Consider the following 26,719-nt stretch of genomic DNA (forward strand, 5'->3'; position numbering starts at 1 on the left):
CGGCGCAGCCCGGCGTGGTGGAAGGAGCAATGCAGTGATCGACAAGACCGTAGCCAATGCCGAGGCGGCCGTGGCTGATATCCCCGATGGTGCGACCGTGATGATCGGCGGGTTCGGCACCGCCGGCATGCCTGACTGCTTGATCGAGGCGTTGATCGGGCAGGGGGCGCGCGAGTTGACCATCATCAACAACAATGCCGGCAACGGTGACACGGGCCTGGCCGCGTTGATCAAGCACAGGCGGGTACGCCGCATCGTCTGCTCGTTCCCGAGGCAGGCCGATTCGCAGCATTTCGATGCGGCCTACCGCGCCGGCGAGATCGAGCTGGAGCTGGTGCCGCAGGGCAACCTCGCCGCGCGCATCCACGCGGCGGGCTCGGGACTGGGCGCGATCTTCACCCCCACCGGCTACGGCACCGAGCTGGCGCAGGGCAAGGAGAGCCGTGAGATCGACGGCCGCCACTACGTGCTCGAGTACCCGCTGCACGCAGATTACGCGTTGATCAAGGCCGATCGCGGCGACCGCTGGGGCAACCTGGTCTACCGCAGGACCGCACGCAACTTCGGCCCTCTCATGGCGATGGCCGCGCGCTGTGCCATCGTGCAGGTGCGCGAAGTGGTGGCGCTGGGTGCGCTGGATCCGGAAGCCGTGGTGACGCCCGGCATCTTCGTGCAGCGCGTGGTCGCGGTCGGCGCGGAAGGAGTGCAGGCATGAAACGCTTGAGCCGCGAACAGATGGCCGCACGCGTGGCGCGCGACATTCCCGAGGGCGCGTATGTGAACCTCGGCATCGGCCTGCCGACCACCGTGGCCAATTTCCTGCCGGCGGACAAGGAGATCTTCCTGCAGTCGGAGAATGGCCTGCTGGGCATGGGACCGGCGCCTGCACCCGGCCAGGAGGATCCTGACCTGATCAACGCCGGCAAGCAGCCGGTGACGCTGCTCACCGGGGGCTGTTATTTCCACCACGCCGACTCGTTCGCGATGATGCGCGGCGGCCACCTCGACATCTGCGTGCTCGGGGCCTTCCAGGTGTCCGAGCACGGGGATCTCGCGAACTGGAGCACCGGTGCGCCCGACGCGATTCCCGCCGTGGGCGGCGCGATGGACCTGGCCATCGGTGCCAAGCACGTGTTCGTGATGATGGAACTGTTCACCAAAAAGGGTGAAAGCAAGTTGGTGGCCGAATGCAGCTATCCGCTGACCGGCCTGCGCTGCGTGTCGCGCGTGTATACCGATGTGGCAGTGTTCGACCTTGGTGCCGGCGGCGCGACCGTGCTGGAAATGGTCGAGGGCGTGGACATCGATCAACTGCGTGAACTGACCGGCCTGCCGCTGGCACTGGCCGAGGGAGCCTGAAATGCCCCTGCACGAGACCTACATCGTCGATGGCATCCGTACCCCGATCGGCCGCTACGGCGGCGCGCTTTCCGGTGTGCGCGCCGACGACCTCGGCGCGATTCCGCTGAAGGCGCTGCTGGCGCGCCACCCGCAGCTGGACCCGGCGCTGATCGAAGACGTCTACCTCGGCTGTGCGAACCAGGCCGGTGAGGACAACCGCAACGTGGCACGGATGAGCCTGCTGCTGGCCGGCCTGCCGGTGAGCGTGCCCGGCAGCACGATCAACCGTCTGTGCGGCTCCGGGCTGGACGCGATCGGTACGGTGGCGCGCGGCATCGCCGCCGGCGAGCTGGGCCTGGCCATCGCGGGCGGCGTGGAGTCGATGTCGCGTGCGCCATGGGTGATGGGCAAGGCGAACGCGGCCTTCGCCCGCGACCAGCAGATCGAAGACACCACCATGGGCTGGCGTTTCATCAATCCGCGCCTGCGTGAACTGCACGGTGTGGAGACCATGGGCCAGACCGCCGAGAACGTGGCCGAGCGTTACGGCATCAGCCGCGAGGACCAGGATGCCTTCGCGCTGCGCAGCCAGCAGCGCACCGCTGCTGCACAGGCACGTGGCTTCTACGAGGGCGAGATCGTGGCGGTGGACGTACCGGGCCGCAGACGCGGCGAAACCGTGAGCGTCGACCGCGATGAACACCCGCGCGGCGACACCACCGCCGAGGCCCTGGCCAAACTGAAGCCGCTGTTCCGCCAGCCGGGCTCGGTCACCGCCGGTAACGCTTCGGGCATCAACGACGGTGCGGCCGCGCTGCTGCTCGCCTCCGGTGCGCAGGTGAAGGCGCTCGGGCTGGCCCCGCGGGCGCGCATTCTCGGCTTTGCCAGCGCCGGCGTGGAACCGGCGATCATGGGCATGGGACCGGTGCCCGCCAGCCGGAAGCTGATGGCACGGCTGGGCCTGGCCCTCACCGATTTCGATGCCATCGAACTGAACGAGGCCTTTGCCTCGCAGGGCCTGGCCTGCCTGCGCCAGCTCGGCCTGCCCGACGACGCCGCGCACGTGAACCCCAACGGCGGTGCGATTGCCCTGGGCCACCCGCTGGGCATGAGTGGCGCGCGCCTGGCCTTGACCCTGCTGCGCCAGCTCGAAGCCAGCGGCGGCCGTCGTGGCCTGGCCACGATGTGCATCGGCGTGGGGCAGGGCGTGGCCTTGGCCATCGAGCGCGTGTGAGCCCGTCCGATTCCGTTATCTGCATGACAGCCGCGGCCGCCCGGCCGCCCGCCAACAGGAGTACGCCATGAGCGATCCCACCGACCTGCGCGGCTACCGCACGCCGTATCCCGGCAGCCAGCCGCAGCGCATCCACCTGCCTTACGCATCCACCGCCAAGCGCGGCCCGGGTACCGATCCGATCAGCATTCCGGTGACGCTTTCGGAGGTGACCGGCCCCCGCCTGGACCGCACCACGCTTGGCGCGCATGCGGCTGACCTGACCGCCGGCTTCGCAGGCCAGCCCCTGGGCGAGCGCATCATCGTCGGCGGACGCGTGCTGGATGAGAACGGTCGCCCGGTGCGCAACACGGTGGTCGAGGTCTGGCAGTGCAACGCCGCCGGCCGTTACCTGCACAAGGGCGATCAGCATGATGCACCGCTGGATCCCAACTTCACCGGCACCGGCCAGGTCCTGACCGACGATGCAGGCCGCTACCGCTTCACCACCATCAAGCCCGGCGCCTATCCCTGGCGCAACCACTACAACGCATGGCGCCCGGCGCACATCCATTTCTCGCTGCACGGCGAAGGCATCGGCCAGCGCCTGGTCACGCAGATGTACTTCCCGGGCGATCCGCTGCTGGACCATGACCCGATCTACAACTGCGTGGACGATGCCAAGGCGCGCGCGCGCATGGTGTCCAGCTTCGACTGGGAAAACACCGCCAACGAATTCGCGCTCGGCTACCGCTTCGACATCGTACTGCGCGGTCGCAAGATGACCGTCTGGGAGTAAGCACATGAGTTTTCAATCCACCCCGTGGCAGACCGTCGGGCCGTACTACCGTCTGGGCCTGGAGCCGCTGTACCGCACCGAGATCGCACCACCCCAGGCCCTGGGCGAGCGCGTGGAGGTCAGTGGGCAGGTGTTCGACGGCGATGGCGTGCCGGTGTCCGACGCCGTGCTCGAGATCTGGCAGGCCGACGCGCAGGGCATCTACGCCCATGCCGAAGACCCACGCCAGCAGGCGCATGACCCTGCGTTCAACGGGTGGGGCAGGGTGCCGACCGACGCGGAGGGACGCTTCGCCTTCACCACCGTCAAGCCAGGTCGCGTGCCTGGCCTGCGCGGGCAGCCACAGGCACCGCACCTGGTCATCCTGGTGTTCATGCGCGGCCTGCTGCAGGCCACGCGCACGCGCCTGTACTTCGGTGATGACGCCTCCAACGGCGAGGATGGCATCCTGCAGAGGGTGCCGGCCGAGCGCCGCCACACGCTCCTGGCCCGGGCGCAGGGCAACGGCGCCTACCATTGGGACGTGCGCATGCAGGGTCCGGACGAGACCGTGTTCTTCGCGTACTGAGCGTCGCTGGGCTGCGGGCACGCGTAAGCTGGCATCACCCTGGATGGACTGTTTCGATGAGCCACTTTCATTCCCTGCTCGGGGGGTTGTTCGGCGACCCTGCCGTCGATGCATGCTTCACTGATAGCGCCCGCGTGCAGGCCATGCTTGATGTCGAGCGCGCGCTGGCACGTGCGCAGGTGCGCTGTGGCGTGGTTCCCGCCCGTGCGCTGGCGCCGATCGACGCGGCGTGCCGGGCGGATCTGTACGCGGTGCCCGCGCTGGCCGCGGCCACTGCGTTGTCCGGCAACCCCGCCATCCCCCTGGTCAAGGCCTTGACCGCCAAGGTGCATCAGGCCGACGCCGAGGCGGCGCGGTGGGTGCACTGGGGGGCCACCAGCCAGGACATCATCGATACGGGCACGATCCTGCAGGTGCGGGCAGCTGTCGAGGCGGTACGGGAACGCCTGCAGGTGCTGTGCGGTGCACTGGCCGCGCTGGCCGACGCGGAGCGGGCGACCGGCCTGCCGGGTCGCACGCTGCTGCAGCAGGCCGTGCCGGTGACCTTTGGACTGAAGGCGGCCGGCTGGCTCGATGCGTTGCAGCGCAGCCAGCGACGGCTGCACGCGCTGGCAGACGATACGCTGGTCCTGCAGTTCGGCGGCGCCGCCGGTACGCTGGCCTCGCTGCGATCCCGCGGACTGGACGTGGCCCAGGCGCTGGGCGAGGAGCTTGGGCTGCCGGTGCCGGCGCTGCCCTGGCATGCCGCGCGTGACCGCATAGCCGAACTCGGCAGCGTCTTCGCGCTGTTGACCGGCACCTTGGGCAAGATCGCCACCGATATCGTGCTGCTGATGCAATCCGAAGTGGCCGAAGCGTTCGAGCCTTCCGGCGAGGGGCGGGGCGGCTCCTCGGCGATGCCGCACAAGCGCAACCCGGTGGGCTGCGTGGCCGCGATCGCCGCCGCCACCCGCGTGCCCGGGCTGCTGTCCACGCTGTACAGCGCGCTGCCACAACCGCACGAGCGCGCGGCAGGACAGTGGCACGCCGAATGGGAAACCCTGCCTGACATCGTCCGCCTGTGCGCCGGCAGCCTGGCCCAGGTGACCACGGTGGTGCAGGGCCTGGAACTGGATCGCGCGCGCATGCAGGCGCACCTGGACAGCCATGGGGGACTGCTTTACGCAGAAGCCGTGGCGATCACGCTGGGGGAGCACATCGGCAAGTCGGCGGCGCACGCGCTGGTGGACACGGCGGCCCGTCGCGCGCTGGCGCAAGGCACGCCTCTGCGCGAGGTGCTCGCACAGATGCCGGAGGTCAGCGCCGTGCTGTCCTGCGAGCAGCTCGAGGCACTGTTCGCCACCGACAGCTGGCGCGGCATGGCCGAAACCTGGATCCAGCGCGTGCTTGCGCGCGGCTGACCGACATTTCCACGCTGGAGCACGCATGCCTTTCCTGGACCTCGCGCAGCATCGGCTGCATTACCTCGCCGAAGGGCCCGCGGACGCGCCTTGGCTGACCTTCTGCAATTCCCTCGGCACCGACCTGACCATGTGGGCGCCCCAGGTGAGCGCGCTGGCCGGACACTTCCGCATCCTGCGCTACGATCGCCGCGGGCATGGACAGTCCGGCGCGCCCCCCGGGCCGTTCGACGTCGCGGACCTGGCCGCTGACGTGCTGGCGCTGTGGGATGAACTGGGCATCGAGCGCAGCCATTTCTGCGGGCTGTCCATCGGCGGGCTGACCGGCCAGTGGCTGGGCGTGCACGCCCCGCACCGCCTGCGTACGCTCACCGTGGCCGCCACGGCGGCGAAGATCGGCAGTGCCGAGAGCTGGCAGGCCCGCATCGCGCAGGTACGCCAGCATGGCCTGCGTCCCCTGGTGGCCGGGACCGGCGAGCGCTGGTTCAGCGCCGCGTTCGCGCAGTCGCACACTGCCCAGGTCGATGACGTCCTGCAGCGCTTTCTGGCCACGGACGTGGAGGCCTACACCGGCTGCTGCCACGCCGTGGCGACGGCGGATTTCCGCACGCAACTGGACCGCATCGACACGCCGCTGCTGGCGATCGCGGGGGATCAGGATCCGGTCTGCCCGCCGCCGGACCTGCGTGCGATTGCCGACGGCGTGGTGTCCGGTCAGTGGCTGGCGGTGCCGGGCCGACACCTGTGCAACCTCGAATCGCCCGCAGCGTTCACGGCCGCGCTGGCCACCCACCTGTCGATGCCCGAAGCGGCTTCCCACCCACGCTCAGCAAGGTAAACCCCGATGGACGAACAGCAACGCTACGAAGCCGGCCTGGCGGTACGCCGCGAGGTGCTCGGCGAGGCCCATGTCGAACGCTCGCTGGAGGCGCGCACCGAGTTCACCGAGGAATTCCAGGCATTCATCACCCGCACCGCATGGGGCACCGTGTGGACGCGCGATGGTCTTCCGCGGCACACCCGTTCCCTGCTGACCATCGTGATGATGGTGGCCCTGGGGCACGACGAGGAGTTCAAGCTGCACATCCAGGCGGCACGCAACAATGGCGTGACCGCCGCGCAGATCAAGGAAGCGCTGCTGCAGGCGGCGATCTACTGCGGCGTACCGGCGGCCAACCACGCGTTCGCACTGGCGCGACCGATCCTGGAAGCGCAGGCCGCCGAGGGCTGACCCGCGCGGCTGCACGGACCTCAGTGCAGCAGCGCGCCCAGCTGCCGGGCCGCTTCACGCAGGCGCGGGAGCAGCTGCGACTGCATCACGCCCAGGCCCACGCGGCCGGCCTGGGTGCCGATGTTCAACGCACCGATCACCGCACCACTGCGCGACCGCACCGGCACCGCGACCGAGCGCAGCCCGATCTCCAGTTCCTGGTCGACCAGTGCCACGCCCTCGCGGCGCACCCGTTCCAGGGTCTCCAGGAACTCCTCCCGGCGCGTGATGGTGCGCTCGGTGCGGGGACGCAGGGCGGTGCGGTCGAGGTAGCCGTCCAGCGTGTCGCGCGGCAGCGCCGCGAGCAGCACCCGGCCCATCGATGTGCAGTACGCCGGCAGGCGGCTGCCCGCACGCAGGCCGATTGACATGATGCGCACCGTTTCCGCCCGCGCCACGTACAGGATGTCATCGCCATCGAGCACGCCCAGGGAGCAGGACTCATGGACGTCGTCGCGCAGTGAATCCAGCACCGGCTGCGCCGCAGCGGTCATCGAGGACGACGCCACGTAGGCGCCACCGATGCCCAGCACGCGCGGCAGCAGCACGTAGCCGCGGCCCTGCTCACCGACGTAGCCGAGCTTGACCAGCGTGTACAGCACGCGTCGCACCGCCGCACGCGAGATGCCGGTATCGGTGCTGATCTGGGACATCGTCACTTCGCGCGGGTGCTGCGAAAACACACTCAGCACGGCAAGGCCACGACCGAGCGAGGTCATGAAATCCGGATCACCCTGGTAGTCCTGGATCTGCTGCATCAGCTCGTGGGCGAGGCCACGGTCCGGCGGCGGGGCAGGGGCGCGCCCGGGGCGGCGGCTGGGAGGGGGCGCAGACATGGCAGCAGCTTTCATCAATGTCGACCTTGCATGGTAAGCGCTGTGCCGGGGGAGCGGAACCATCGCGCCGCGAGCAGGCAGCGTCGCGGCGCGATGGATGTCACTGCCGCGGTGGCAACGCGTAGGCGATCACGTAGTCGCCGCGGTCGGGCGACTGCCGCGCACCACCTGCGGAAATCACCACGTACTGGCGGCCGCTCTTCGGCGAGATGTAGGTCATCGGCGTGCCCTGGCTGCCCACCGGCATGCGCGCCTTCCACACTTCTTCACCGGTACGGCTGTCATAGGCGCGGAGGTAGTAATCCTGCGTACCGGCGAAGAACAGCAGGCCGGACTGGGTGGCCAGTGAACCGCCGAGGGTCGGCATGCCGATGGGAATCGGCAGGCCCATCTTGATACCCATCGGCCCGGTGTCCTTCACCGTACCGACCGGCACCTGCCAGACCAGCTGGTGGGTGGCCAGATTGATCGCCGACAGCGTGCCGAAGGGCGGCTTCTGGCAGGGAATGCCCAGCCCGGAGAGGAAGCGATCGCGCAGCGAGCCGTACGGCGTGCCGGTCTGCGAGGCCGCACCCATTTCCACGCCGCCCGCGCCGGCGGTCATCTGCGCGCGGGGAATCAGCTTCGTCCACAGTCCCAGGCGCATGTCATTGACGAACAGATAGCCGGTGGTCGGATCCACCGACGCGCTGCCCCAGTTCATGCCCCCCAGCGAACCCGGCCACTGCAGTGCGAGATCCTCGCCCGGGGGGGTGTACATGCCCTCGTAGCGGAACTGCTTGAACTGGATGCGGCACAGCATCTGGTCGATCGGCGTGGCGCCCCACATGTCCGACTCGGTCAGCGTTTCCGTGCCGATCTGTGGCATTCCGACTGACAGCGGCTGCGTGGCGGCGTAGCGCTCGCCCTCGGCGTTGCCCTGCGGTGCCGGGATCTGCCGCACTTCAGTGATCGGCTGGCCGGTCTGGCGGTTGAGCATGAAGATCTGCCCGGCCTTGGTCACCTGCAGCAGGGCCGGCAGCGTGCCGCCCTTGCCATCGGGCACATCGGTCAGGGTCGGCTGCGCGGGGAGGTCGTAGTCCCACAGGTCGTGGCGGACGGTCTGGTAGACCCAGCGCTCTTTGCCCGTGGCTGCATCCAGCGCGACCACGGCCGAGCTGTACTTGTCATCCTGCGGCGTACGTTCACCGGCCCACTGGTCCGGGGTGGTGTTGCCGGTGGGAAGGTAGATCAGGCCCAGCTGCGGATCGTAGGCCATCGAGGTCCACACGTTGGGCGTGGCACGGGTGTAATGGATCGAAGGATCCAGCGGCACGTCCGGGGTCTCCTTCGAAAGATCCCAGACCCAGGCCAGCGCACCGGTGCGCACGTTGTAGGCGCGCACCACGCCGGAAGGTTCGCCGACTTCGATGTTGTCGGCCACGCGGCCGCCCACCACGATCAGCTCGCCCGCCACCAGGGGCGCGGCGGTGAGCGTGTAGAAACCGGGCTTGACATCGCCCATGCCGGCTTTGAGGTCGACCACGCCGTTGCGGCCGAAATCCGGGCACAAGGCACCGGTCCCGGCGTCCAGCGCGAACAGGCGCGCATCGACGGACGTCATCAGAATGCGCTTTTCGCAGAGTGCGGCAGCGCCTGCCGGGATGTCCACGGCAGGCACCGGCGCAGGACCGGTGGCGCCGGCGACGGGCTGGCTGGCATCGAAGTAACCCAACCCGCGGCAGCGCTGCCAGTTCGGTGCCGTTGCCTTCGGATCGAACGCCCAGCGCTGGGTGCCGGAGTCGGCATCCAGGGCGATCACACGGTTGTGGGGCGTGCACACATACAGGGTGTCGGCGATCTGCAGCGGCGTGTTCTGGTCCTCGGCGCCGAACCCATCGCTTTCAGGGACATCGCCGGTGTGCGCGGTCCATGCGACCTGCAACGTCCGCACGTTGTCCGGCGTGATCTGGTCCAGCGCGGCGAAACGGGTGCCCGCGGTGGTGTTGCCCCAGTGCATCCAGTCGCGCTGTTGACTGCCCTGCGCCACCGGTACCACGGCCGGGACGTCGCCCGTGGCGGTGACGATCGGGCGTGGCTGGAAGGCGGATACGGCCGTGCCGACCAGCCCTGCCAGCAGCAGCGCGGCCACGCCGTAGGCCCCACGTCCGGCGTGGACGCCACGACTGCGCCGCAGCGTCGGCCACGCCAGCGCCACCAGCAGCGCCAGCACGGCCGGCATCACCAGCCGTGAAACCAGGGGCCAGAAGTTCCACCCGGCATCGGCAAGGGCCCAGGCGAGGGTTGCCAGGAAGGCGACCGCATAGAGCAGTGCGCCGCCAGGGCGTCGTCGCAGCAGCAGCACACCTGCCACCAGCGACGCCCCACCCATCAGCAGGAAATAGACACTGCCACCCAACTGCAGCAGCCGCACGCCACCGAGCAGCAGCGCCAGCCCGAACAGGGCCACCAGCAGGCCGGTTACGACCAGCAGCAGCCGACCCGGCGCGGAAATCTTCTTCGTTTCGTCCACGATCAATGAACCTCGTTGCGGTAACCCGCTCAGGACGGGCAAGGCCCGCGCGCGCCATGCGTGGCGGGGACCACCGGGTCTCGCGCCGTGGGCCGGGCAGGGCGGATCAGGAGGCTGATCGCGAGGCCGGAGGACGGGAAGATCGGTTTCGGCGATTATCGCACAGGCGTGCGAAAATGGCGTTCCTGGGGAAGCCTAGGCGGGCAACCCGCGCAGATGCCGCGATCACACGGGCAAGCACCCGGCCGAGCGGTTACCCTATGGCGCCCTACATGCTGGTAGCTGCAATGACCGACGCCATCGTGGCCGTCCCCGCCTGGGCTTCGCGCCTGCGCGACATCGCCGATTTCCCCAAGCCGGGCATCCTGTTCAAGGACATCATGCCGCTGCTGGCCAACGGCGATGATTTCCGTGCGGCGATCCAGGCCATGAGCGCGCGCTGGCGTGACCTGCAGTTGGATGCGGTGGTCGGCATCGAGTCGCGCGGGTTCATTCTCGGCGCGGCCATGGCCCTGGAGCTGGGTGTCGGGTTCGTACCGGTTCGCAAGCCGGGCAAGCTGCCGGGCAAAGTGCTGCGCGAGGACTACACCCTCGAGTACCGCAGCGACTGTATCGAGGTGCATGCCGACGCGCTGCCGGCCGGTGCCCGGGTGGCGGTCATCGACGACGTGCTGGCGACCGGAGGCACGCTCGTGGCGGCGCTGTCTTTGATCCGCCGCCTTGGCGTGGAGGTCGTCGGGGCGGGTGTGCTGGTGGAGCTTGACGGCCTCGGTGGCCGTGGCCGCTGGGAAGCCGGGCTGCCGCTGCACACCGAACTGCGGTTCTGAGGCACGGATACGGCAGGCCTTTGGGGCGCTGGCCCGGATGACGGGCCCGGCGTCCGGTGCGAGGCGGCGAGGCCGCCCCGCACCCGGCGGCTACATCGCGCGGACGCGGAAGCGGCGGCCCTTGATCTTGCCTGCTTCAAGCTGGCCCAGCGCACGGTTTACCTGCTCGCGTGCGATGGCCACGTAGGAGCGCGTGGCGAAGATCGCGATCTTGCCGATGTGCTTGCCCGCCAGGCCCGCCTCGCCGGTCAGCGCGCCCAGGATGTCGCCCGGGCGCAGCTTGTCGGTCTTGCCACCGTCGATGCGCAGGGTACGCATCGCGGCCTGCGGCAGCTCGGCCGGACGCGCCGTCGCCAAGGGCGTCTTCTGCCAGTCCAGGGGCTGGCCGCGCTGCGCTTCCACGGCCTCGGCACGGTTCTTTTCACGGTTGGCGACCAGGCTGATGGCCAGGCCGCTGGCGCCGGCACGGCCGGTACGGCCTACGCGGTGCTGGTAGGTCTCCACGTCGGTCGGTAGCTCGTAGTTGATCACCGCCGCGAGGTCTTCCACATCCAGCCCACGCGCCGCCACGTCACTGGCCACCAGCACGTTGCAGCTGCGGTTGGCCAGCTGCAGCAGCACTTCCTCGCGGTCACGCTGCTCCATGTCGCCGTGCAGGGGCAGGGCGGAGAACCCGAACTGCTGCAGTGACTGCGCGACCTCGTCCACGTCCTTGCGGGTGTTGCAGAACACCACCGCGGACTCGGGAGTGAACTTGAGCAGCAGCCCGGCCAGTGCCTTCTGCCGGTGCGCCGGCTCCACCTCGCAGAACAGGTGCTTGATCGCCGGCGCCTGCTCGGCGCCGTCCACGGTCACCTCCGCCGCGTCCTTGAGCAGGTCGCGCGCGATGGCCCGGATGCTGTCCGGGAACGTGGCCGAGAACAGCAGCGTCTGGCGCTCGCGGTGCGTACGGCCAGCGATCTCGCGGATCGGCTCCTCGAAGCCCATGTCGAGCATGCGGTCGCCTTCATCCAGTACCAGCGTGCGCACCGCGCCGAGGTTGAGCGCGCGCTTGCGCGCCAGTTCCTGCACGCGGCCCGGCGTGCCGACCACCACGTGCGGGTGCTGGGCGTCCAGCGAGGCCAGCTGTGGACCCAGCGGCGTACCGCCGGTGAGCACCATCAGCTTCAGGTTCGGGATGCCGGTCGCCAGCCGGCGGACCTGCTTGCCGACCTGGTCGGCCAGCTCCCGGGTGGGGCACAGCACCAGCGCCTGCACCCGGGACACGCCGGGATCCACGGTCTGCAGCAGGCCCAGGCCGAAGGCGGCGGTCTTGCCGCTGCCGGTGGGCGCCTGCGCGATCACATCGCGGCGCGCCAGGATGGCCGGCAGGCTTTGCGCCTGCACGGGCGTCATGAGGGTGTAGCCGAGGGCATCCAGGCCGGGCAGCAGGGCCGGGCTGAGCGGCAGGGTCGAGAAGTCAGTCATCGCCCATTGTAACCGCGCGCCCGTCGCGACGCGCCGAACGCCGGCCGGCATCCCCGATTGGCCGTACACTATGTGCATGCCCCTGATTACTCTACAGAACGTCGACTTCAGCGTCGGCGGCCCCCTGCTGCTGGAAAAAGCCGAACTTTCGATCGAACCGGGCGAGCGCATCGCCCTGATCGGCCGCAACGGCGCCGGCAAGTCCACTCTGCTCAAGCTGCTCTCCGGCGATCACAAGCCCGATGACGGGGAGGTCCGCGTCCAGCAGGGCGTGCGCGTCACCCGGCTGGAGCAGGAGGTTCCGCACGGCGCCGCCGGCAGCGTCTTCGACGTGGTGGCCGACGGCCTCGGCGAGCTGGGCCAGTGGCTGGCCGAGTTCCACCACCTCAGCGTGGCCGAGGTGTTTGACGGCGATGCGCTCGGTGCGGTCCAGGCCAAGATCGATGCCGCCAATGGCTGGGGCCTGGACCAGCGCGTCAGCGAAACCCTGACCAAGCTCGATCTGGATGGCGATGCGGAGTTCGCACGCTTGTCCGGCGGCATGAAGCGTCGCGTGCTGCTGGGCCGTGCGCTGGTCTCCAGCCCTGACCTGCTGCTGCTGGACGAGCCGACCAACCACCTGGACATCGAGGCCATCGACTGGCTGGAAATGTTCCTCAAGAACTGGAACGGCAGCGTCGTTTTCGTGACCCATGACCGCCGCTTCCTGCGGGCCCTCGCCACGCGCATCGTGGAGATCGACCGCGGGCAGGTCACCAGCTGGCCGGGCGACTGGGCCAACTACGAGCGTCGTCGCGAAGAGCGCCTCAACGCGCAGGCACAGGAGAACGCCCGCTTCGACAAGATGCTGGCGCAGGAGGAAGTCTGGATCCGCCAGGGCATCAAGGCGCGCCGCACGCGCGATGAAGGCCGGGTGCGCCGCCTGGAACAGATGCGCCGCGAGCGTTCGGTGCGCCGTGACATCAGCGGCAACGTGCGCATGGAAGCGGCGCAGGCGGCCAATTCCGGCAAGAAGGTCATCGACATCAAGGAGGTGTCCTTCGCCTTCGGCGAGCGCACCATGGTGCGTGATTTCTCCGCCACCATCCTGCGCGGCGACCGCATCGGCCTGATCGGTCCCAACGGTAGTGGCAAGACCACGCTGCTGAAGCTGCTGCTCGGTGACCTGGCGCCGGACAGCGGCGAGGTGCGTGCCGGCACCAATCTGGAGATCGCCTACTTCGACCAGTACCGTGCGGTGCTGCGCGAAGACTGGACAGCCATCGAGAACGTGGCCGAAGGCCGCGATTTCATCGAGTTCAACGGCAAGCGCAAGCACGTGCATGCCTACCTGCAGGACTTCCTGTTCACCCCGGAGCGCGCACGCGCGCCGATCACCCGCCTGTCCGGCGGCGAGCGCAACCGGCTGCTGCTGGCCAAGCTGTTCGCGCAGCCGTCCAACCTGCTGGTGATGGACGAACCGACCAACGATCTGGACGTGGAAACGCTGGAGCTGCTGGAGGAGCTGCTGGGCGAGTACACCGGCACGCTGCTGCTGGTGAGCCATGACCGCGACTTCCTGGACAACGTGGTGACGTCCACGCTGGTGATGGAGGGCGACGGGGTGGTCGGCGATTACGTGGGCGGTTACACCGACTGGCAGCGCTACGCCGCGCAGCAGGCGGCACTGGCTGCGGCGACACCTGCGGCACCGGTACGACCGGCGGCCCCGACGGCAGCGCCTGTGGAGCCGGCGGCCGCCAAGCGCAAGCTGAGCTACAAGGACGCGCGCGAACTGGAGCAGCTGCCGGCGAAGATCGAGACACTGGAGCAGGACGTGGAAGGGCTGACCGCAGCGATGAACGATCCGGCGTTCTACCAGCGCAGTGCAGCGGACATGGCCGCGCATAACCAGAAGCTGGCCAAGGTGCAGGCTGAGCTCGATGCCGCGTATGCGCGGTGGCAGGAACTGGACAGCTGAGGCGAACGGCGGAGCCCCTCGCGGTTGGCGGCGGTAGGCATGTAGGTGGGCCGGGCGGAGGCGGCCGGTGGGGGACGGCAACGGCTGCATCCTGCGTGCCTCCCGTCGCACCATCCCTGGTGCGACACGCCCCCACCGGCCGCCCGACCTGAGACAGTCAGCGCGCGTGCCAGCCGCGTTGAAAGAACAAAAAGGGCGAGAGCATTTCGTCTTCGTCGGGCCGCTCGGTGGCGCGGAGTTCCGATGAGTAAACGGCGAACGGCGGAGCCCCTCGCGGTTGGCGGCGGTAGGCATGGAGGTGAGCCGGGCGGAGGCGGCCGGTGGGGGACAGCAACGGCTGCATCCTGCGTGCCTCCCGTCGCACCATCCCTGGTGCGACACGCCCCCACCGGCCGCCTCCGCCCGGCCTGCGACAGTCAGCGCGCGTGCCAGCCGCGTTGAAAGAACAGGAAGAGCGAGAGCATTCCGTCTTCTTCAAACGGTTCCATGGCTGAGGGTCCTCCCCGGCTGTCCGCAAAGAGCGGAGTCATGATTCGCTTTTGCTTTTTTATTTTTCAACGCGGCTGGCGCACGCGGGATGTGTCAGCAGGCCGGGCAGGTGGGTCGCGCGGGGACGTGTGGCGCCAAGGATGGCGCGACGGGAGGCACGCAGGATGCAGCCCTTGCCGACCCCCGCGCGGTCCACCTGCCCGGCCCGATCGCGAGCATCGACACCAGCCGCCACCGCGAGGGGCCCAGCCGCTCGCCCCTTACCCGGCGGAAAGCGCCCTTACTTGACCCCGTGCAGGTCCCGCAGCTGGCTGCTGCGCGCGCCGAAATACGCCGCCAGATCCGCGATCTCCTGATCACTCAGGCCGGTCGCCTGCGGCGTCATCAGCGCATGCTGGCGATCCCCATTGCGATAGGCTTGCAGCGCATGCGCAAGATAATCGCCGTACTGCCCCCCCAACTTCGGGTAGGTCGGATCGATCGGTGAATTGCCGTCGGCGCCATGGCAATCAATGCAGCTCTGCCCGGTTGCTTTGCCCTTCACCTGCGCGCGGGCTTCACCCGCGGGAATGCGGCCGGCCGGCAGACCCGCCGATGACGACGGTGCCGGCAGATCGCCCGCCGCCTGGCCCGGCTGGTCCGGCGATGCCGTGGACGGGTCCTCCTGCGACGGGCCACAGGCAGCCAGCACCAGCGTGGACAGGACGAGGGCGATACGCATGAACGACGCGGCTTTCGACATGGCGACGTGCCCTACTTGATGGTGGACAGGTAGACAGCGAGATCGGCGATCTCCTGCTCGCTGAAGCTCATGGACTGTGCCTGCATCGTCGGGTGCCGGCGCTTGCCCATCCGGTACTCGGTCAATGCCTGGAGCAGGTACTGCTCGCTCTGTCCGCCGATCTTCGGCACGCGGTAGCTCGGATACGCGTTCTTGTAACCGGTGATCCCATGGCAGCCCTGGCACGTGTAGGCCAGGACCCGTCCGTTGTCGAAGTTGCCGGTCAATGCGGCAGCCGGCGCGGGCGCCTGCGGTGCCGGCAGCGGGGCCGGGGGCGTTGGGGCGGGAGGGGTGGCGGGTGCAGGCGGAGCAGGAGCGGCCACGGCCCCAAGGGGCAGCAGTACGGCCAGAGCAAGACAAGCGGCGAGCGGCTGCGGGCGCATGATGTCCTTCCGGGGTGCGGGTCTGGTCGTTCCGGCGTGGGGTTGCGGAACTGTCCGGAGTATAGCCGTTGAATCTCGATGTGCACGCCCTCGTCGACGCCGCCTGAATGGCCGCACAGCGCCTCCCGGCGTGTCGGATGTGAAGTAACCGTGACCTTTGGGATATGGTGTCCACGTGAGGTGGTGAATTACTTTGCTACCACACCGTAACCGCATCTCCAGGACCCTCCGATGCCACGTCTCCCCGTTCTTCCCGGCCGCAGCGGATTCTGCCGTGCCGCGCTCGTCCTCTCCGCCACCCTGCTGCTCGCCGGCTGCGGGGCATCCGCCGAAGGCAGCGGCTCCGGCGAGGGCAAGGGGGGCAAGGGCGAGGAGAAAAAGGTTGACGCCGTCCCGGTGGAAGTCGCCGTGGCCGACCACCGCGGCGTCGCCGCCAGTTACACAGGCACTGCAGCGCTGGAGCCGCGGGCTGAAGCGCAGGTGGTCGCCAAGACCTCGGGCGTGGCACTGGCGGTGCTGGTCGAGGAAGGCCAGGCGGTACGCGCAGGGCAGCCGCTGGTGCGGCTGGACCCGGACCGAGCGCGCCTGGCGGTGGCGCAGAGCGAAGCGGTGATGCGCAAGCTGGAAAACAACTACCAGCGCGCCAACCGCCTCGTCGGCCAGCAGATGGTCAGCGCGGCAGACGTGGACCAGCTGCGCTATGACGTGGAGAACGCCCGTGCGCAGTACCGCCTGGCGACGCTCGAACTCTCCTACACCACCGTCACCGCTCCGATCTCGGGTGTCATCGCCTCACGATCGATCAAGACCGGCAACTTCGTGCAGATCAACACGCCGATCTTCCGGATCGTCGACAGCGCGCAGCTGGAAGCCACGCTCAACGTACCCGAGCGCGAACTGGCCACCCTGCGTGCCGGCCAGCCAGTGACCCTGATGGCCGACGCGTTGCCGGGACAGCGCTTCACCGGTCACGTCGATCGCATCTCCCCGGTGGTGGATTCGGGCAGCGGCACCTTCCGCGTGGTCAGTCGTTTCGATGGGGGCGTGCAGTCGCTGCAGCCGGGCATGTTCGGGCGCATCCGCATCGACTACGACCAGCGTGCCGATGCCCTGGTGGTGCCACGCCTGGCGCTGCTGGATGACGGTGAACCGGCCGTGTTCCGCGTCCGCGCCGGCAAGGTCGCGCGGGTGCCGGTGACGCTGGGCTACGCCGAAGGCGCCTGGGTCGAGGTGCGCGAAGGGCTCGCTGCGGGCGATCAGGTAGTGACCGCGGGCAAGGTGGCGCTGCGGGATGGCACGGCGGTCCAGGTCATCGTGCCGAAGGAGGTCGCGAAGGTGGCCCGGCCCGCGCCTGCCGCCAAGGCCGGAGACGCGCGATGACATCGGCCGGCAACAACCACGGCCGCGATCCCCACGATGCCTTGCCGCCGGGTCACAGGGGCGGGGGCCTGGTGGAGTTCGCCACGCGCCGCCGCGTCACCATCGCGATGTGCACCGTCACGTTGCTCCTGTTCGGGCTCATCGCGCTGTCAAGCCTGAAGGTGAACCTGTTGCCGGACCTGAGCTATCCGACGTTGACCGTGCGCACCGAGTACACCGGCGCGGCACCGTCGGAGATTGAAACGCTGGTCACCGAACCGGTGGAAGAAGCAGTCGGGGTGGTCAAGAACCTGCGCAAGCTGAAGTCCATCTCGCGTACCGGCCAGAGCGATGTGGTGCTTGAGTTCGCCTGGGGCACGAACATGGACAAGGCCAGCCTGGAAGTGCGTGACAAGATGGAGGCGCTGAACCTGCCGCTGGAAGCGAAGGCACCGGTACTGCTGCGCTTCAATCCCTCCACCGAGCCGATCATGCGCCTGGTGCTTTCCAGCAAGGACGCACCGGCCAGCGAGGCGCAGGGCATCCGGGCGCTCACCGGCCTGCGCCGTTATGCGGACGAAGACCTCAAGAAAAAGCTGGAGCCGGTGACCGGTGTGGCCGCGGTGAAGGTCGGTGGCGGTCTTGAAGACGAGATCCAGGTGGACATCGACCAGCAGAAGCTGGCCCAGCTCAACCTGCCCATTGACACCGTGATCCAGCGGCTGAAGGAAGAGAACATCAACCTTTCCGGCGGCCGCCTGGAAGAGGGCTCGCAGCGCTTCCTGGTACGTACCGTCAACCAGTTCGTGGATCTGGAAGAGATCCGCAACATGCTCGTCACCACGCAGTCGGCCAACGGCAGCGCAGCGGACTCGGCGTTGCAGCAGATGTTCAACATCGCCGCATCGACCGGTTCGGCGGCGGCGGTCGCGGCAGCGTCGGCGGCACAGAGCGCCTCTTCGGGCGGCGGTTCCAGCGTGGTGGCCAACGGCATGCCGGTACGGCTGAAAGACGTCGCCACGGTACGGCAGGGCTACAAGGAACGCGAAGCGATCATCCGCCTCGGCGGCAAGGAAGCGGTGGAACTGGCGATCTACAAGGAGGGCGATGCCAACACCGTGGCCACGGCCGGGGCCCTGCGCGCGCGCCTTGAGCAGATCAAGGCGACCTTCCCGGGCGACGCCGAACTGACCACCATCGAAGACCAGTCACGGTTCATCGAGCATGCGATCAGCGACGTCAAGAAGGACGCGGTGATCGGCGGCCTGCTGGCGATCCTGATCATCTTCCTGTTCCTGCGCGATGGCTGGAGCACCTTCGTCATCAGCCTGTCGCTGCCGGTCTCGATCATCGCCACGTTCTTCTTCATGGGCCAGCTCGGACTGAGCTTGAACGTGATGTCGCTCGGCGGCCTGGCCCTTGCCACCGGCCTGGTGGTGGATGATTCCATCGTGGTGCTGGAGAGCATCGCCAAGGCCCGCGAGCGCGGCCTGGGCGTGCTGCAGGCGGCCATCACCGGCACGCGCGAGGTGAGCATGGCGGTGGTCGCCTCCACGTTGACCACCATCGCCGTGTTCCTGCCGCTGGTGTTCGTCGAAGGGATCGCCGGCCAGCTGTTCCGCGACCAGGCGCTGACCGTGGCCATCGCCATCGCGATCTCGCTGCTGGTGTCAATGACCCTGATCCCGATGCTGAGCTCGCTGAAGGGGCGTCCGCCGCTGGCCTTCCCGGCTGAAACGCAGAGCGCGCCCTGGCAGCCCCGGCAGCGCTGGCTGAAGCCCGTGGCCGGCGGCCGCCGCGGCGTCATGGCCGGCCTGCGCTGGAGCTTCTTCGGCCTGGCATGGTTGATCGTTCGGGTGTGGCGTGGGCTGGTGGCGGTGGTCGCCCCGGTGATGCGCCGCGCCAGTGATGTAGCAATGAAGCCCTACGCCGGCGCCGAGCGCCGTTACCTGTGCCTGCTGCCGGGCGCGTTGGCCCATCCCGGCAAGGTGCTGGGGTTGGCCGCGCTGGCCTTCGTGGGCACCATGGCGGTGGTGCCACTGCTGGGTGCCGACCTGATTCCGCAGCTGGCGCAGGACCGGTTCGAGATGACGGTGAAACTGCCTGCGGGCACGCCGCTCAAGCAGACCGACGCGGTGGTACGCGAGCTGCAGCTGGCGCACGGCGATGGCACGCAGCCGGCCGGCGAAGGCATTGCGTCGCTGTACGGCGTCAGTGGCGCCGGTACGCGCCTGGACGCCAGCCCGACCGAGAGCGGTGAGAACATCGGCAAGCTGACGGTGGTCATGGCGGGCGGGGGCGATGCGCGCACCGAAGCGGCCATCAGCGACCGGTTGCGCTCGACCATGGCCACCCATCCCGGTGTGCAGGTGGACTTCGCACGGCCGGCACTGTTCAGCTTCTCCACGCCGCTGGAAATCGAGCTGCGCGGCCAGGACATGGCGGCGCTGGAACGCGCCGGGCAGCGCCTGGCGGCGATGCTGCGCGGCAACGCGCACTATGCCGACGTGAAATCGACGGTGGAGGAGGGCTTCCCTGAAATCCAGATCCGCTTCGATCAGGAACGCGCCGGCGCACTGGGCCTGACCACGCGACAGATCGCTGACGTGGTGGTCAAGAAGGTGCGCGGCGACGTGGCCACGCGCTACAGCTTCCGTGACCGCAAGATCGACGTGCTGGTGCGCGTGCAGGAAGCCGACCGAGCCAGCGTGGACAGCATCCGCCGGTTGATCGTCAATCCGGGCAGTACGCGGCCGGTCACCCTGGATGCCGTGGCCGAGGTGGTCGCGACCACCGGCCCGAGCGAGATCCACCGCGCCGACCAGACACGCGTGGCCGTGGTGTCGGCGAACCTGCGCGACATCGACCTCGGCGCTGCGATGCGCGAGGTGCAGGCCATGGTGGCCGAGCAGCCGCTGGGGGCCGCCGTGGGCATGCACATCGGTGGGCAGGGCGAGGAGCTGGCGGAGTCCGCGCGTTCGCTGATCTTCGCCTTCGCGCTGGCGATCTTCCTGGTCTACCTGGTGATGGCTTCGCAGTTCGAGTCGCTGCTGCATCCGTTCGTCATCCTGTTCACCATTCCACTGGCGCTGGTGGGCGCAGTGCTGGCCCTGCTGCTCAGTGGCAAGCCGATCTCGGTGGTGGTGTTCATCGGTCTGATCCTGCTGGTGGGACTGGTGACCAAGAACGCGATCATCCTGATCGACAAGGTCAACCAGCTGCGCGAGGCAGGCGTGCCCAAGCGCGAGGCGCTGGTGGAGGGCGCGCGTTCGCGCCTGCGGCCGATCATCATGACCACGCTGTGCACGCTGTTCGGCTTCCTGCCGTTGGCCGTGGCGATGGGCGAGGGCGCCGAAGTCCGCGCACCCATGGCGATCACCGTGATCGGCGGCCTGCTGGTGTCCACCCTGCTGACCCTGCTGGTGATCCCGGTGGTCTACGACCTGATGGACCGCAGGGGCGATGCCTACTACCGCGAGCGTGGCCGCCTGCACGGCGGCGCAGGTGAGCAGGTCGTGGAGGGCAGTGCATGAGCGTCGCCGAGTTCTCCATCCGGCGTCCGGTCACCACCATCATGTGTTTCGTGTCACTGGTGGTAGTGGGCCTGATCGCCTCGTTCCGGCTGCCGCTCGAAGCGCTGCCCGACATCACCGCACCGTTCCTGTTCGTGCAGGTGCCCTACACCGGCTCCACGCCCGAGGAAGTGGAGCGCACGGTCATCCGTCCCGTAGAGGAAAGCCTGGCGACGATGACCGGCATCAAGCGCATGCGCTCCTCGGCGACCTCCGAAGGGGCGAGCATCTTCATCGAATTCAGCGACTGGGACCGTGATATCGCCATCGCCGCCTCGGATGCGCGCGAGCGCATTGATGCGATCCGCAGCGAGCTGCCGGATGATCTGCAGCGCTACAACGTGTTCAAGTGGTCCAGCAGCGATGAACCTGTGCTCAAGGTGCGCCTGGCCAGCGATACCGACCTCACCGGCGCGTACGACATGCTCGACCGGGAGTTCAAGCGGCGCCTGGAACGCATTCCCGGCGTGGCCCGCGTGGAGATCTCCGGCGCGCCACCCAACGAGGTCGAGATCGCCATCGATCCCAACCGGCTCACCGCGCACGGGCTGAGCATCAACGAGCTCAGCGAACGCCTGCGCACGCTGAACTTCTCGCTGTCGGCCGGTCAGATCGATGATCATGGGCAGCGCGTACGGATCCAGCCGGTGGGCGAAATCACCGACCTGCAGGAGATGCGCGAGCTGGTGATCAACGCCACCGGTCTGCGCCTGGGGGACATCGCCGAGATACGGCTCAAGCCCACGCGCATGAGCTATGGCCGCCGCCTGGATGGCAACCCGGCGATCGGCCTGGACATCTACAAGGAGCGCAGCGCGAACCTGGTGGAGGTCTCGCGCGCGGCGCTGGCCGAAGTGGATGCCATCCGCGCGCAGGCCAGCATGCGCGACGTGCAGGTCAAGGTCATCGACAACCAGGGCAAGACGGTGACGTCCTCGCTGCTGGAACTGGCCGAAGCCGGTGCCGTGGGCCTGATCCTTTCGGTGACGGTGCTGTTCTTCTTCCTGCGCCACTGGCCGTCCACGCTGATGGTCACCCTGGCCATCCCGATCTGCTTCGTGATCACGCTGGGCTTCATGTACTTCGTCGGCGTCACGCTCAACATCCTGACCATGATGGGCCTGCTGCTGGCCGTGGGCATGCTGGTGGACAACGCGGTGGTGGTGGTGGAGAGCATCTACCAGGAGCGCGAGCGCATGCCCGGCCAGCCGCGGCTGGCCTCGATCATCGGCACCCGCAACGTGGCCATCGCGCTCAGCGCAGGCACGCTGTGCCATTGCATCGTGTTCATCCCGAACCTGTTCGGCGAGACGAACAACATCAGCATCTTCATGTCGCAGATCGCGATCACCATCTCGGTCTCGCTGCTGGCGTCCTGGCTGGTGGCGGTGAGCCTGATCCCGATGCTGTCCGCGCGCATGGAAACCCCCCGGCTGCTGCACTCGCAGACCGGCATCATCGCGCGGCTGCAGCGCCGTTATGCCGTGCTGCTGGACTGGACCCTGCGCCACCGTGGCTGGAGCGTGCTCGGTATCGTGCTGGTGGTGCTGGTCAGCCTCGTACCGATGAAGCTGACCAAGGTCGACATGTTCGGCGGCGAAGGCGGCAAGGACATCTACATCGGCTACATGTGGAAGGGTGCCTACACCTACCGCCAGATGTCCGATGAGGTCAAACGCGTGGAGGACTGGGTGGATGCCAACCGCGAGCGCCTGCACATCACCCAGGTCTATTCCTGGTACAGCGAGGAGGAGGGCGGCTCGACCACGGTCACCCTCGATCCGGCGCATGCCAAGGACATCAAGTCCATCCAGGAAGAGGTGCGCAAGGGCCTGCCCCGTTCGGCGCGCACGGATTATTTCGTCGGCAACCAGGGCGGCGACGGCGGTGGCAACAGCGGCGTGCAGGTGCAGCTGGTGGGCGATTCCAGTTCGATGCTGCAGGAGATCGGCAAGGAGGTGGTGCCCCTGCTCGCGCAACGCAAAGAGCTGCGCGATGTGCGCATCGACAATGGCGAGCGTGGCAGCGAGCTGACCATCCGGGTCGACCGCGAGCGTGCGGCCGCCTTCGGCTTCGATGCCGAGCAGGTCGCCAGCTTCGTCGGCCTGGCGCTGCGCGGCGCACCGATGCGCGAGTTCCGCCGCGGTGACAACGAAGTCCCGGTGTGGGTGCGCTTCGCCGGCGCGGAGCAGACCACGCCGGAAGACCTGGATGGCTTCAGCGTGCGCACCGGCGATGGCCGCACCGTGCCGCTGCGCAGCCTGGTCACGGTGGAGATCCTGTCATCGGCCACGCAGATCGGGCGGACCAACCGCCAGACCACCTTGACCCTCAAGGCCAGCCTGCCGGACAAGGTCACCGCGCCGGAGGCCCGCAAGGCGATGGAGGCCGTGCTCGAGCCGATGAATTTCCCGGCGGGCTACAGCTACACCTTCGATGGCGGCGATTTCGGCAACGACGATGAGGCCATGCAGCAGATGCTGTTCAACCTGCTCATCGCGCTGGTGATGATCTACGTGGTGATGGCCGCGGTGTTCGAGTCGCTGCTGTTCCCGGCCGCGATCATGAGCGGCGTGGTGTTCTCCATCTTCGGCGTATTCTGGCTGTTCTGGCTGACCGGCACCGCGTTCGGGATCATGTCCTTCATCGGCATCCTGGTGTTGATGGGCGTGGTGGTGAACAACGGCATCGTGATGATCGAGCACATCAACAACCTGAGGCGTCATGGCATGGGCCGCACGCAGGCGCTGGTGGAAGGCTCGCGCGAGCGGCTGCGCCCGATCATGATGACGATGGGCACGGCGATCCTGGCCATGGTGCCGATCTCGCTGACCGACACCCAGATGTTCGGCGATGGACCGCCGTACTACCCGATGGCGCGTGCCATCGCCGGTGGCCTGGCGTTCTCCACGGTGGTCAGCCTGCTGTTCCTTCCGACCATCTATGCCGTGCTGGATGACATGCGCCTGTCGGCCACGCAGATGATCGTCAAGGCACGCGGCCGCGGCGTGCCCGTACCGGAAGCAAGCCCCTGACGCGGGGCCTTGCGCCGCTGGTGGCGCGATGGCACGGATCAAGCGGGGCGCGGCCCCGCTGCCCGGTGACCCGGTGGCAGGCCGTCAGCTAGCGACCTTGCCCAGCACATGGAAGCCCGCCAGCCACAGGCCGATGCCGCTGCCGATGTTGGTCAGCATGAAGGTCAGCACCACCCGGGTGACGCGGTTGCGGTACCAGCCCTTCACCGACGCCGCGTCGTCGCGCAGCTTGAGGAAATCTTCGTAGGTGGCCTTGCGAAGGCGCGCTTCCACCAGCGCGGCGAAGGCGCCGGTCGGGATGCTCAGCCGGAATGGCTTGAACGGCGCCACGGCGATCGCGGTCAGGATGCTCAGCGGGTGGCCACCGGCGAGCAGGCAGCCCAGGCCCGCCAGGCCGCCGGTATACATGGCCCAGACGCCGAGCAGGTGCGCGCCCACGTCCAGGCCACCGCGGTAGAACCCCACGCCGACGCCGGTCAGTACCACCGCCATGAGGGCCAGGGTGAACCACGGAATGTTGCGTTTTTTCGGTACCGCTTCCAGCTGCGCGCGCACGCCGACCGGCTCCTCCCGGTCGCTCTCCAGGTAACGGGCCAGGCCCGCCAGGTGGCCTGCGCCCACTACGGCCAGCACCTCGCGCTGCGCCGGCGCGCTGCCCTGCAGGGCCCGCTCCTCGCGCAGGCGCGTGGCCATGTAACGATCACGCTCGCCGATGATGGTTTCGTAGAGCGCGGGACTCTCCTTGGCGAAATCGCCGAAACTCGATTCGAGCATGTCGCCCTGCTTGAGTTTCTCGATCTCGTCCTCGCCGACATCATCGGAGGAGAACAGGCCCGCGGCCAGCCCGGTCATCAGCTTCAGCTTGCCGAAGAAGCCCAGGCGCTGGGAGGCCCGCTTGAACGTCAGCCCCACTTCGCGGTCGATCAGGTGCACCGGCAGGCCGCGTTCGCGGGCCAGGCCCACGGCACGCTTGAGCTCGGCACCCGGCTCGATGCCCAGCTGTTCGGCCAGGCGCCGCTGGTAGGCCGCCAGTGCAAGGTTGGCAGCGAACAAGGACACCCGACCCTTGCGGATGACGTCGACCAGATCCAGCTTGGACAGCGTGTCCGGGTCGGTCAGTGCCTGCAGGCGCTGCGGATCAAGCTCCACCGCGACGGCGTCGAAGCGACCGCTGTCGATGGCTTTTTCCACCGCCTCGACGCTGGCATGGGAGACATGCGCGGTACCCAGCAGGGTGTAGCGCACGCCATCGCGCTGGACCACACGTACCGGTTGCCCGGCAAACAGGGCATCGTCGGTGGCATCAGCGTGGGGCAGGGGAACAATGTCGGTCATGCAGTTACTCGTGTGTAGGGGCGCTGTCCGCGCCGTCGCCCAGCGGGCGCTGCATCTGGACGGTGTCCAGCCAGCGCCCGTGCTTGCGGCCCAGGCCTTTAAAGACGCCGACAAGCTGGAAGCCGAAGCGTTCATGCAGCCTGATGGAAGCGGAATTGGAGGGTTCGCCGATGACCGCGACCATCTGACGGTAGCCGCGTTCGGTGCACGCCTCGATCAGCGACCGGAGCAGCGTGGTACCCACGCCACGGCCCTGGAAGGCGGCATCGACATAGACCGAGTTCTCCACCGTCCACTGGTAGGCCACGCGGGTGCGGTAGGTGTTGGCGTAGGCGTAGCCGGCGACCGCGCCATCGACCTCGGCGACGAGGTACGGAAAACCCCGCGCGACGATGTCCTGCATGCGCCGGGCCATCTCCTGCGCATCCGGGATGTCGTACTCGTAGGTGTTGACGAAGTCGGTCACCTCCACCGCGTAGATGGCGGTGATGGCGGGCATGTCGGCAAGGCCGACAGCGCGGATGAGTACACCCATGGCCCAGGCTCCGGAACGGATCAGTCGATGTAACGCTTGAGCAGGTCGCCGTAGGCGTCGATGCGGCGATCACGCAGGAATGGCCAGATCCGACGTACCTGCTCGCTGCGCTGCAGGTCCACGTCGCAGACCAGCACAGTGGCGTCGGTGCCGGCTTCGGCGATGAACTCGCCCTGCGGGCCGAGGACATGGCTGTTGCCCCAGAACTGGATGCCCGAGGCACCCATCGGCGACGGCTCATGACCCACCCGGTTGCAGCTCAGCACGGGAAGGCCGTTGGCCACGGCATGGCCGCGATGGCTGAGGATCCACGCATCACGCTGGCGGGTCTGCTCGTCCTTGGCGTCGTCCGGGTCCCAGCCGATCGCGGTGGGATAGAGCAGCAGCTCGGCACCGGCCAGCGCCATCAGGCGGGCCGCTTCGGGGTACCACTGGTCCCAGCAGACGAGCACGCCGAGGCGGCCGACGGAGGTATCGATGGGGGTGAAACCGAGGTCGCCCGGGGTGAAGTAGAACTTCTCGTAGAACCCCGGATCGTCGGGGATGTGCATCTTGCGGTACTTGCCGAGCAGCGTACCGTCCTTTTCGAAGACAACCGCGGTGTTGTGATACAGCCCGGCGGCGCGGCGCTCGAACAGCGAGGCCACGATGACCACGCCGTGCTGGCGTGCTAGGGCGCCCAGGCGCTCGGTGCTGGGGCCGGGAATCGGCTCGGCGAGGTCGAATGCCTCGACGCTTTCCTGCTGGCAGAAGTACGCGCCGTTGTGCAGTTCCTGGAGCAGGACCAGCTTGGCGCCCTGCGCGGCCGCTTCGGCAACGCGGGTTTCGATCACGGCGAGATTGGCGGCGGCATCACCGTGGTTGCGCTCCTGGATCAGGGCGACGGTAAGGGGCTGGCGGGGACTCATCCGGAAGCGTTCCTGCGGGGGAAAACACGCATGTTAACGCGGATGGGGGAGGGCGGTGGGGTGCGGGCTTAACCGCAGGTGCGGGGCAATCCCCCGCCCATTTCATCCACCCTCCTTCCGTGGCGGGCG

The 26,719-nt window shown here is 68.3% G+C and carries 21 protein-coding genes; 13 read left to right on the forward strand and 8 right to left on the reverse strand.

Annotation, left to right across the window (positions count from 1 at the left end):
* Window positions 1–34: 34 nt before the first annotated feature.
* From FHY09_RS11125 to pcaC, 8 genes are all read left to right on the forward strand, one after another.
* Entirely contained in the window at window positions 35–715 is a 681-nt protein-coding gene (locus tag FHY09_RS11125; protein ID WP_166926933.1) for a 3-oxoacid CoA-transferase subunit A, read from the forward strand.
* The gene (locus FHY09_RS11130) at window positions 712–1,359 is read left to right on the forward strand and encodes a 3-oxoacid CoA-transferase subunit B (protein WP_166926934.1); all 648 of its coding nucleotides are present in this window, start codon (window positions 712–714) and stop codon (window positions 1,357–1,359) included. The genes FHY09_RS11125 and FHY09_RS11130 overlap by 4 nt, the downstream gene beginning before the upstream one ends.
* A gap of 1 nt (window position 1,360) precedes the next feature.
* Window positions 1,361–2,575, forward strand: a complete 1,215-nt coding sequence (pcaF, locus tag FHY09_RS11135) for a 3-oxoadipyl-CoA thiolase (RefSeq protein ID WP_456362785.1) — start codon at window positions 1,361–1,363, stop codon at window positions 2,573–2,575.
* Between the two features lie 67 nt (window positions 2,576–2,642).
* Window positions 2,643–3,353: a protocatechuate 3,4-dioxygenase subunit beta gene (gene pcaH, locus FHY09_RS11140; protein WP_166926935.1), complete on the forward strand. Its 711-nt coding sequence runs from the start codon at window positions 2,643–2,645 to the stop codon at window positions 3,351–3,353.
* 4 nt (window positions 3,354–3,357) lie between these two features.
* Window positions 3,358–3,921, forward strand: coding sequence for a protocatechuate 3,4-dioxygenase subunit alpha (pcaG, locus tag FHY09_RS11145; protein WP_166926936.1), 564 nt, complete (start codon window positions 3,358–3,360; stop codon window positions 3,919–3,921).
* Between the two features lie 56 nt (window positions 3,922–3,977).
* Window positions 3,978–5,321 (forward strand): 3-carboxy-cis,cis-muconate cycloisomerase, encoded by a 1,344-nt coding sequence (locus FHY09_RS11150; RefSeq protein ID WP_166926937.1) that lies wholly within the window; start codon window positions 3,978–3,980, stop codon window positions 5,319–5,321.
* Window positions 5,322–5,346: 25 nt separating this feature from the next.
* Complete coding sequence (gene pcaD, locus FHY09_RS11155) at window positions 5,347–6,159, forward strand: 3-oxoadipate enol-lactonase (RefSeq protein ID WP_166926938.1); 813 nt, start codon at window positions 5,347–5,349, stop codon at window positions 6,157–6,159.
* Window positions 6,160–6,165: 6 nt separating this feature from the next.
* Window positions 6,166–6,552 carry a 4-carboxymuconolactone decarboxylase gene (gene pcaC / locus FHY09_RS11160; protein ID WP_166926939.1) on the forward strand — a complete coding sequence of 129 codons (387 nt, stop codon included), beginning with the start codon at window positions 6,166–6,168 and terminating at the stop codon, window positions 6,550–6,552.
* A gap of 20 nt (window positions 6,553–6,572) precedes the next feature.
* On the opposite strand, the gene FHY09_RS11165 is transcribed toward pcaC, so the two are convergent.
* Together FHY09_RS11165 and FHY09_RS11170 are read right to left on the reverse strand one after the other, a co-directional pair.
* Complete coding sequence (locus FHY09_RS11165) at window positions 6,573–7,427, reverse strand: IclR family transcriptional regulator domain-containing protein (protein ID WP_166926940.1); 855 nt, start codon at window positions 7,425–7,427, stop codon at window positions 6,573–6,575.
* A 100-nt stretch (window positions 7,428–7,527) separates the two neighbouring features.
* A complete protein-coding gene (locus FHY09_RS11170; protein ID WP_166926941.1) occupies window positions 7,528–9,939 on the reverse strand; it encodes a membrane-bound PQQ-dependent dehydrogenase, glucose/quinate/shikimate family in 2,412 nt (803 codons plus the stop codon).
* 287 nt (window positions 9,940–10,226) lie between these two features.
* Between FHY09_RS11170 and FHY09_RS11175 the strand changes: the two genes are divergently transcribed.
* Window positions 10,227–10,766 carry an adenine phosphoribosyltransferase gene (locus FHY09_RS11175; protein ID WP_166926942.1) on the forward strand — a complete coding sequence of 180 codons (540 nt, stop codon included), beginning with the start codon at window positions 10,227–10,229 and terminating at the stop codon, window positions 10,764–10,766.
* Window positions 10,767–10,856: 90 nt separating this feature from the next.
* On the opposite strand, the gene dbpA is transcribed toward FHY09_RS11175, so the two are convergent.
* Window positions 10,857–12,233: an ATP-dependent RNA helicase DbpA gene (gene dbpA, locus FHY09_RS11180; protein WP_166926943.1), complete on the reverse strand. Its 1,377-nt coding sequence runs from the start codon at window positions 12,231–12,233 to the stop codon at window positions 10,857–10,859.
* Between the two features lie 76 nt (window positions 12,234–12,309).
* Between dbpA and FHY09_RS11185 the strand changes: the two genes are divergently transcribed.
* On the forward strand, window positions 12,310–14,193 hold the full coding sequence (locus FHY09_RS11185) for an ATP-binding cassette domain-containing protein (RefSeq protein ID WP_166926944.1): 1,884 nt from the start codon (window positions 12,310–12,312) through the stop codon (window positions 14,191–14,193).
* 769 nt (window positions 14,194–14,962) lie between these two features.
* Here FHY09_RS11185 and FHY09_RS11190 read toward each other — a convergent pair.
* Together FHY09_RS11190 and FHY09_RS11195 are read right to left on the reverse strand one after the other, a co-directional pair.
* Complete coding sequence (locus FHY09_RS11190; RefSeq protein WP_166926945.1) at window positions 14,963–15,424, reverse strand: c-type cytochrome; 462 nt, start codon at window positions 15,422–15,424, stop codon at window positions 14,963–14,965.
* Between the two features lie 11 nt (window positions 15,425–15,435).
* On the reverse strand, window positions 15,436–15,846 hold the full coding sequence (locus FHY09_RS11195; protein ID WP_166926946.1) for a c-type cytochrome: 411 nt from the start codon (window positions 15,844–15,846) through the stop codon (window positions 15,436–15,438).
* 231 nt (window positions 15,847–16,077) lie between these two features.
* Between FHY09_RS11195 and FHY09_RS11200 the strand changes: the two genes are divergently transcribed.
* Genes FHY09_RS11200 through FHY09_RS11210 form a run of 3 tightly spaced genes read left to right on the forward strand, consistent with a single transcriptional unit; the run spans window position 16,078 to window position 23,812 of the window.
* Window positions 16,078–17,226 (forward strand): efflux RND transporter periplasmic adaptor subunit, encoded by a 1,149-nt coding sequence (locus FHY09_RS11200; RefSeq protein ID WP_166926947.1) that lies wholly within the window; start codon window positions 16,078–16,080, stop codon window positions 17,224–17,226.
* A complete protein-coding gene (locus tag FHY09_RS11205; protein ID WP_166926948.1) occupies window positions 17,223–20,738 on the forward strand; it encodes an efflux RND transporter permease subunit in 3,516 nt (1,171 codons plus the stop codon). The genes FHY09_RS11200 and FHY09_RS11205 overlap by 4 nt, the downstream gene beginning before the upstream one ends.
* Entirely contained in the window at window positions 20,735–23,812 is a 3,078-nt protein-coding gene (locus FHY09_RS11210) for an efflux RND transporter permease subunit (protein WP_166926949.1), read from the forward strand. The genes FHY09_RS11205 and FHY09_RS11210 overlap by 4 nt, the downstream gene beginning before the upstream one ends.
* Window positions 23,813–23,896: 84 nt before the next feature.
* Here the strand turns inward: FHY09_RS11210 and FHY09_RS11215 are convergent, their stop codons facing one another.
* Genes FHY09_RS11215 through FHY09_RS11225 form a run of 3 tightly spaced genes read right to left on the reverse strand, consistent with a single transcriptional unit; the run spans window position 23,897 to window position 26,590 of the window.
* Window positions 23,897–25,147, reverse strand: coding sequence for a TraB/GumN family protein (locus FHY09_RS11215; RefSeq protein WP_166926950.1), 1,251 nt, complete (start codon window positions 25,145–25,147; stop codon window positions 23,897–23,899).
* Window positions 25,148–25,151: 4 nt separating this feature from the next.
* Window positions 25,152–25,682, reverse strand: coding sequence for a GNAT family N-acetyltransferase (locus FHY09_RS11220; RefSeq protein WP_166926951.1), 531 nt, complete (start codon window positions 25,680–25,682; stop codon window positions 25,152–25,154).
* A gap of 20 nt (window positions 25,683–25,702) precedes the next feature.
* Window positions 25,703–26,590 carry a carbon-nitrogen hydrolase gene (locus FHY09_RS11225; protein WP_166926952.1) on the reverse strand — a complete coding sequence of 296 codons (888 nt, stop codon included), beginning with the start codon at window positions 26,588–26,590 and terminating at the stop codon, window positions 25,703–25,705.
* Window positions 26,591–26,719 lie beyond the last annotated feature (129 nt).

It is taken from the genome of Xanthomonas sp. 60 (genome assembly GCF_011761925.1).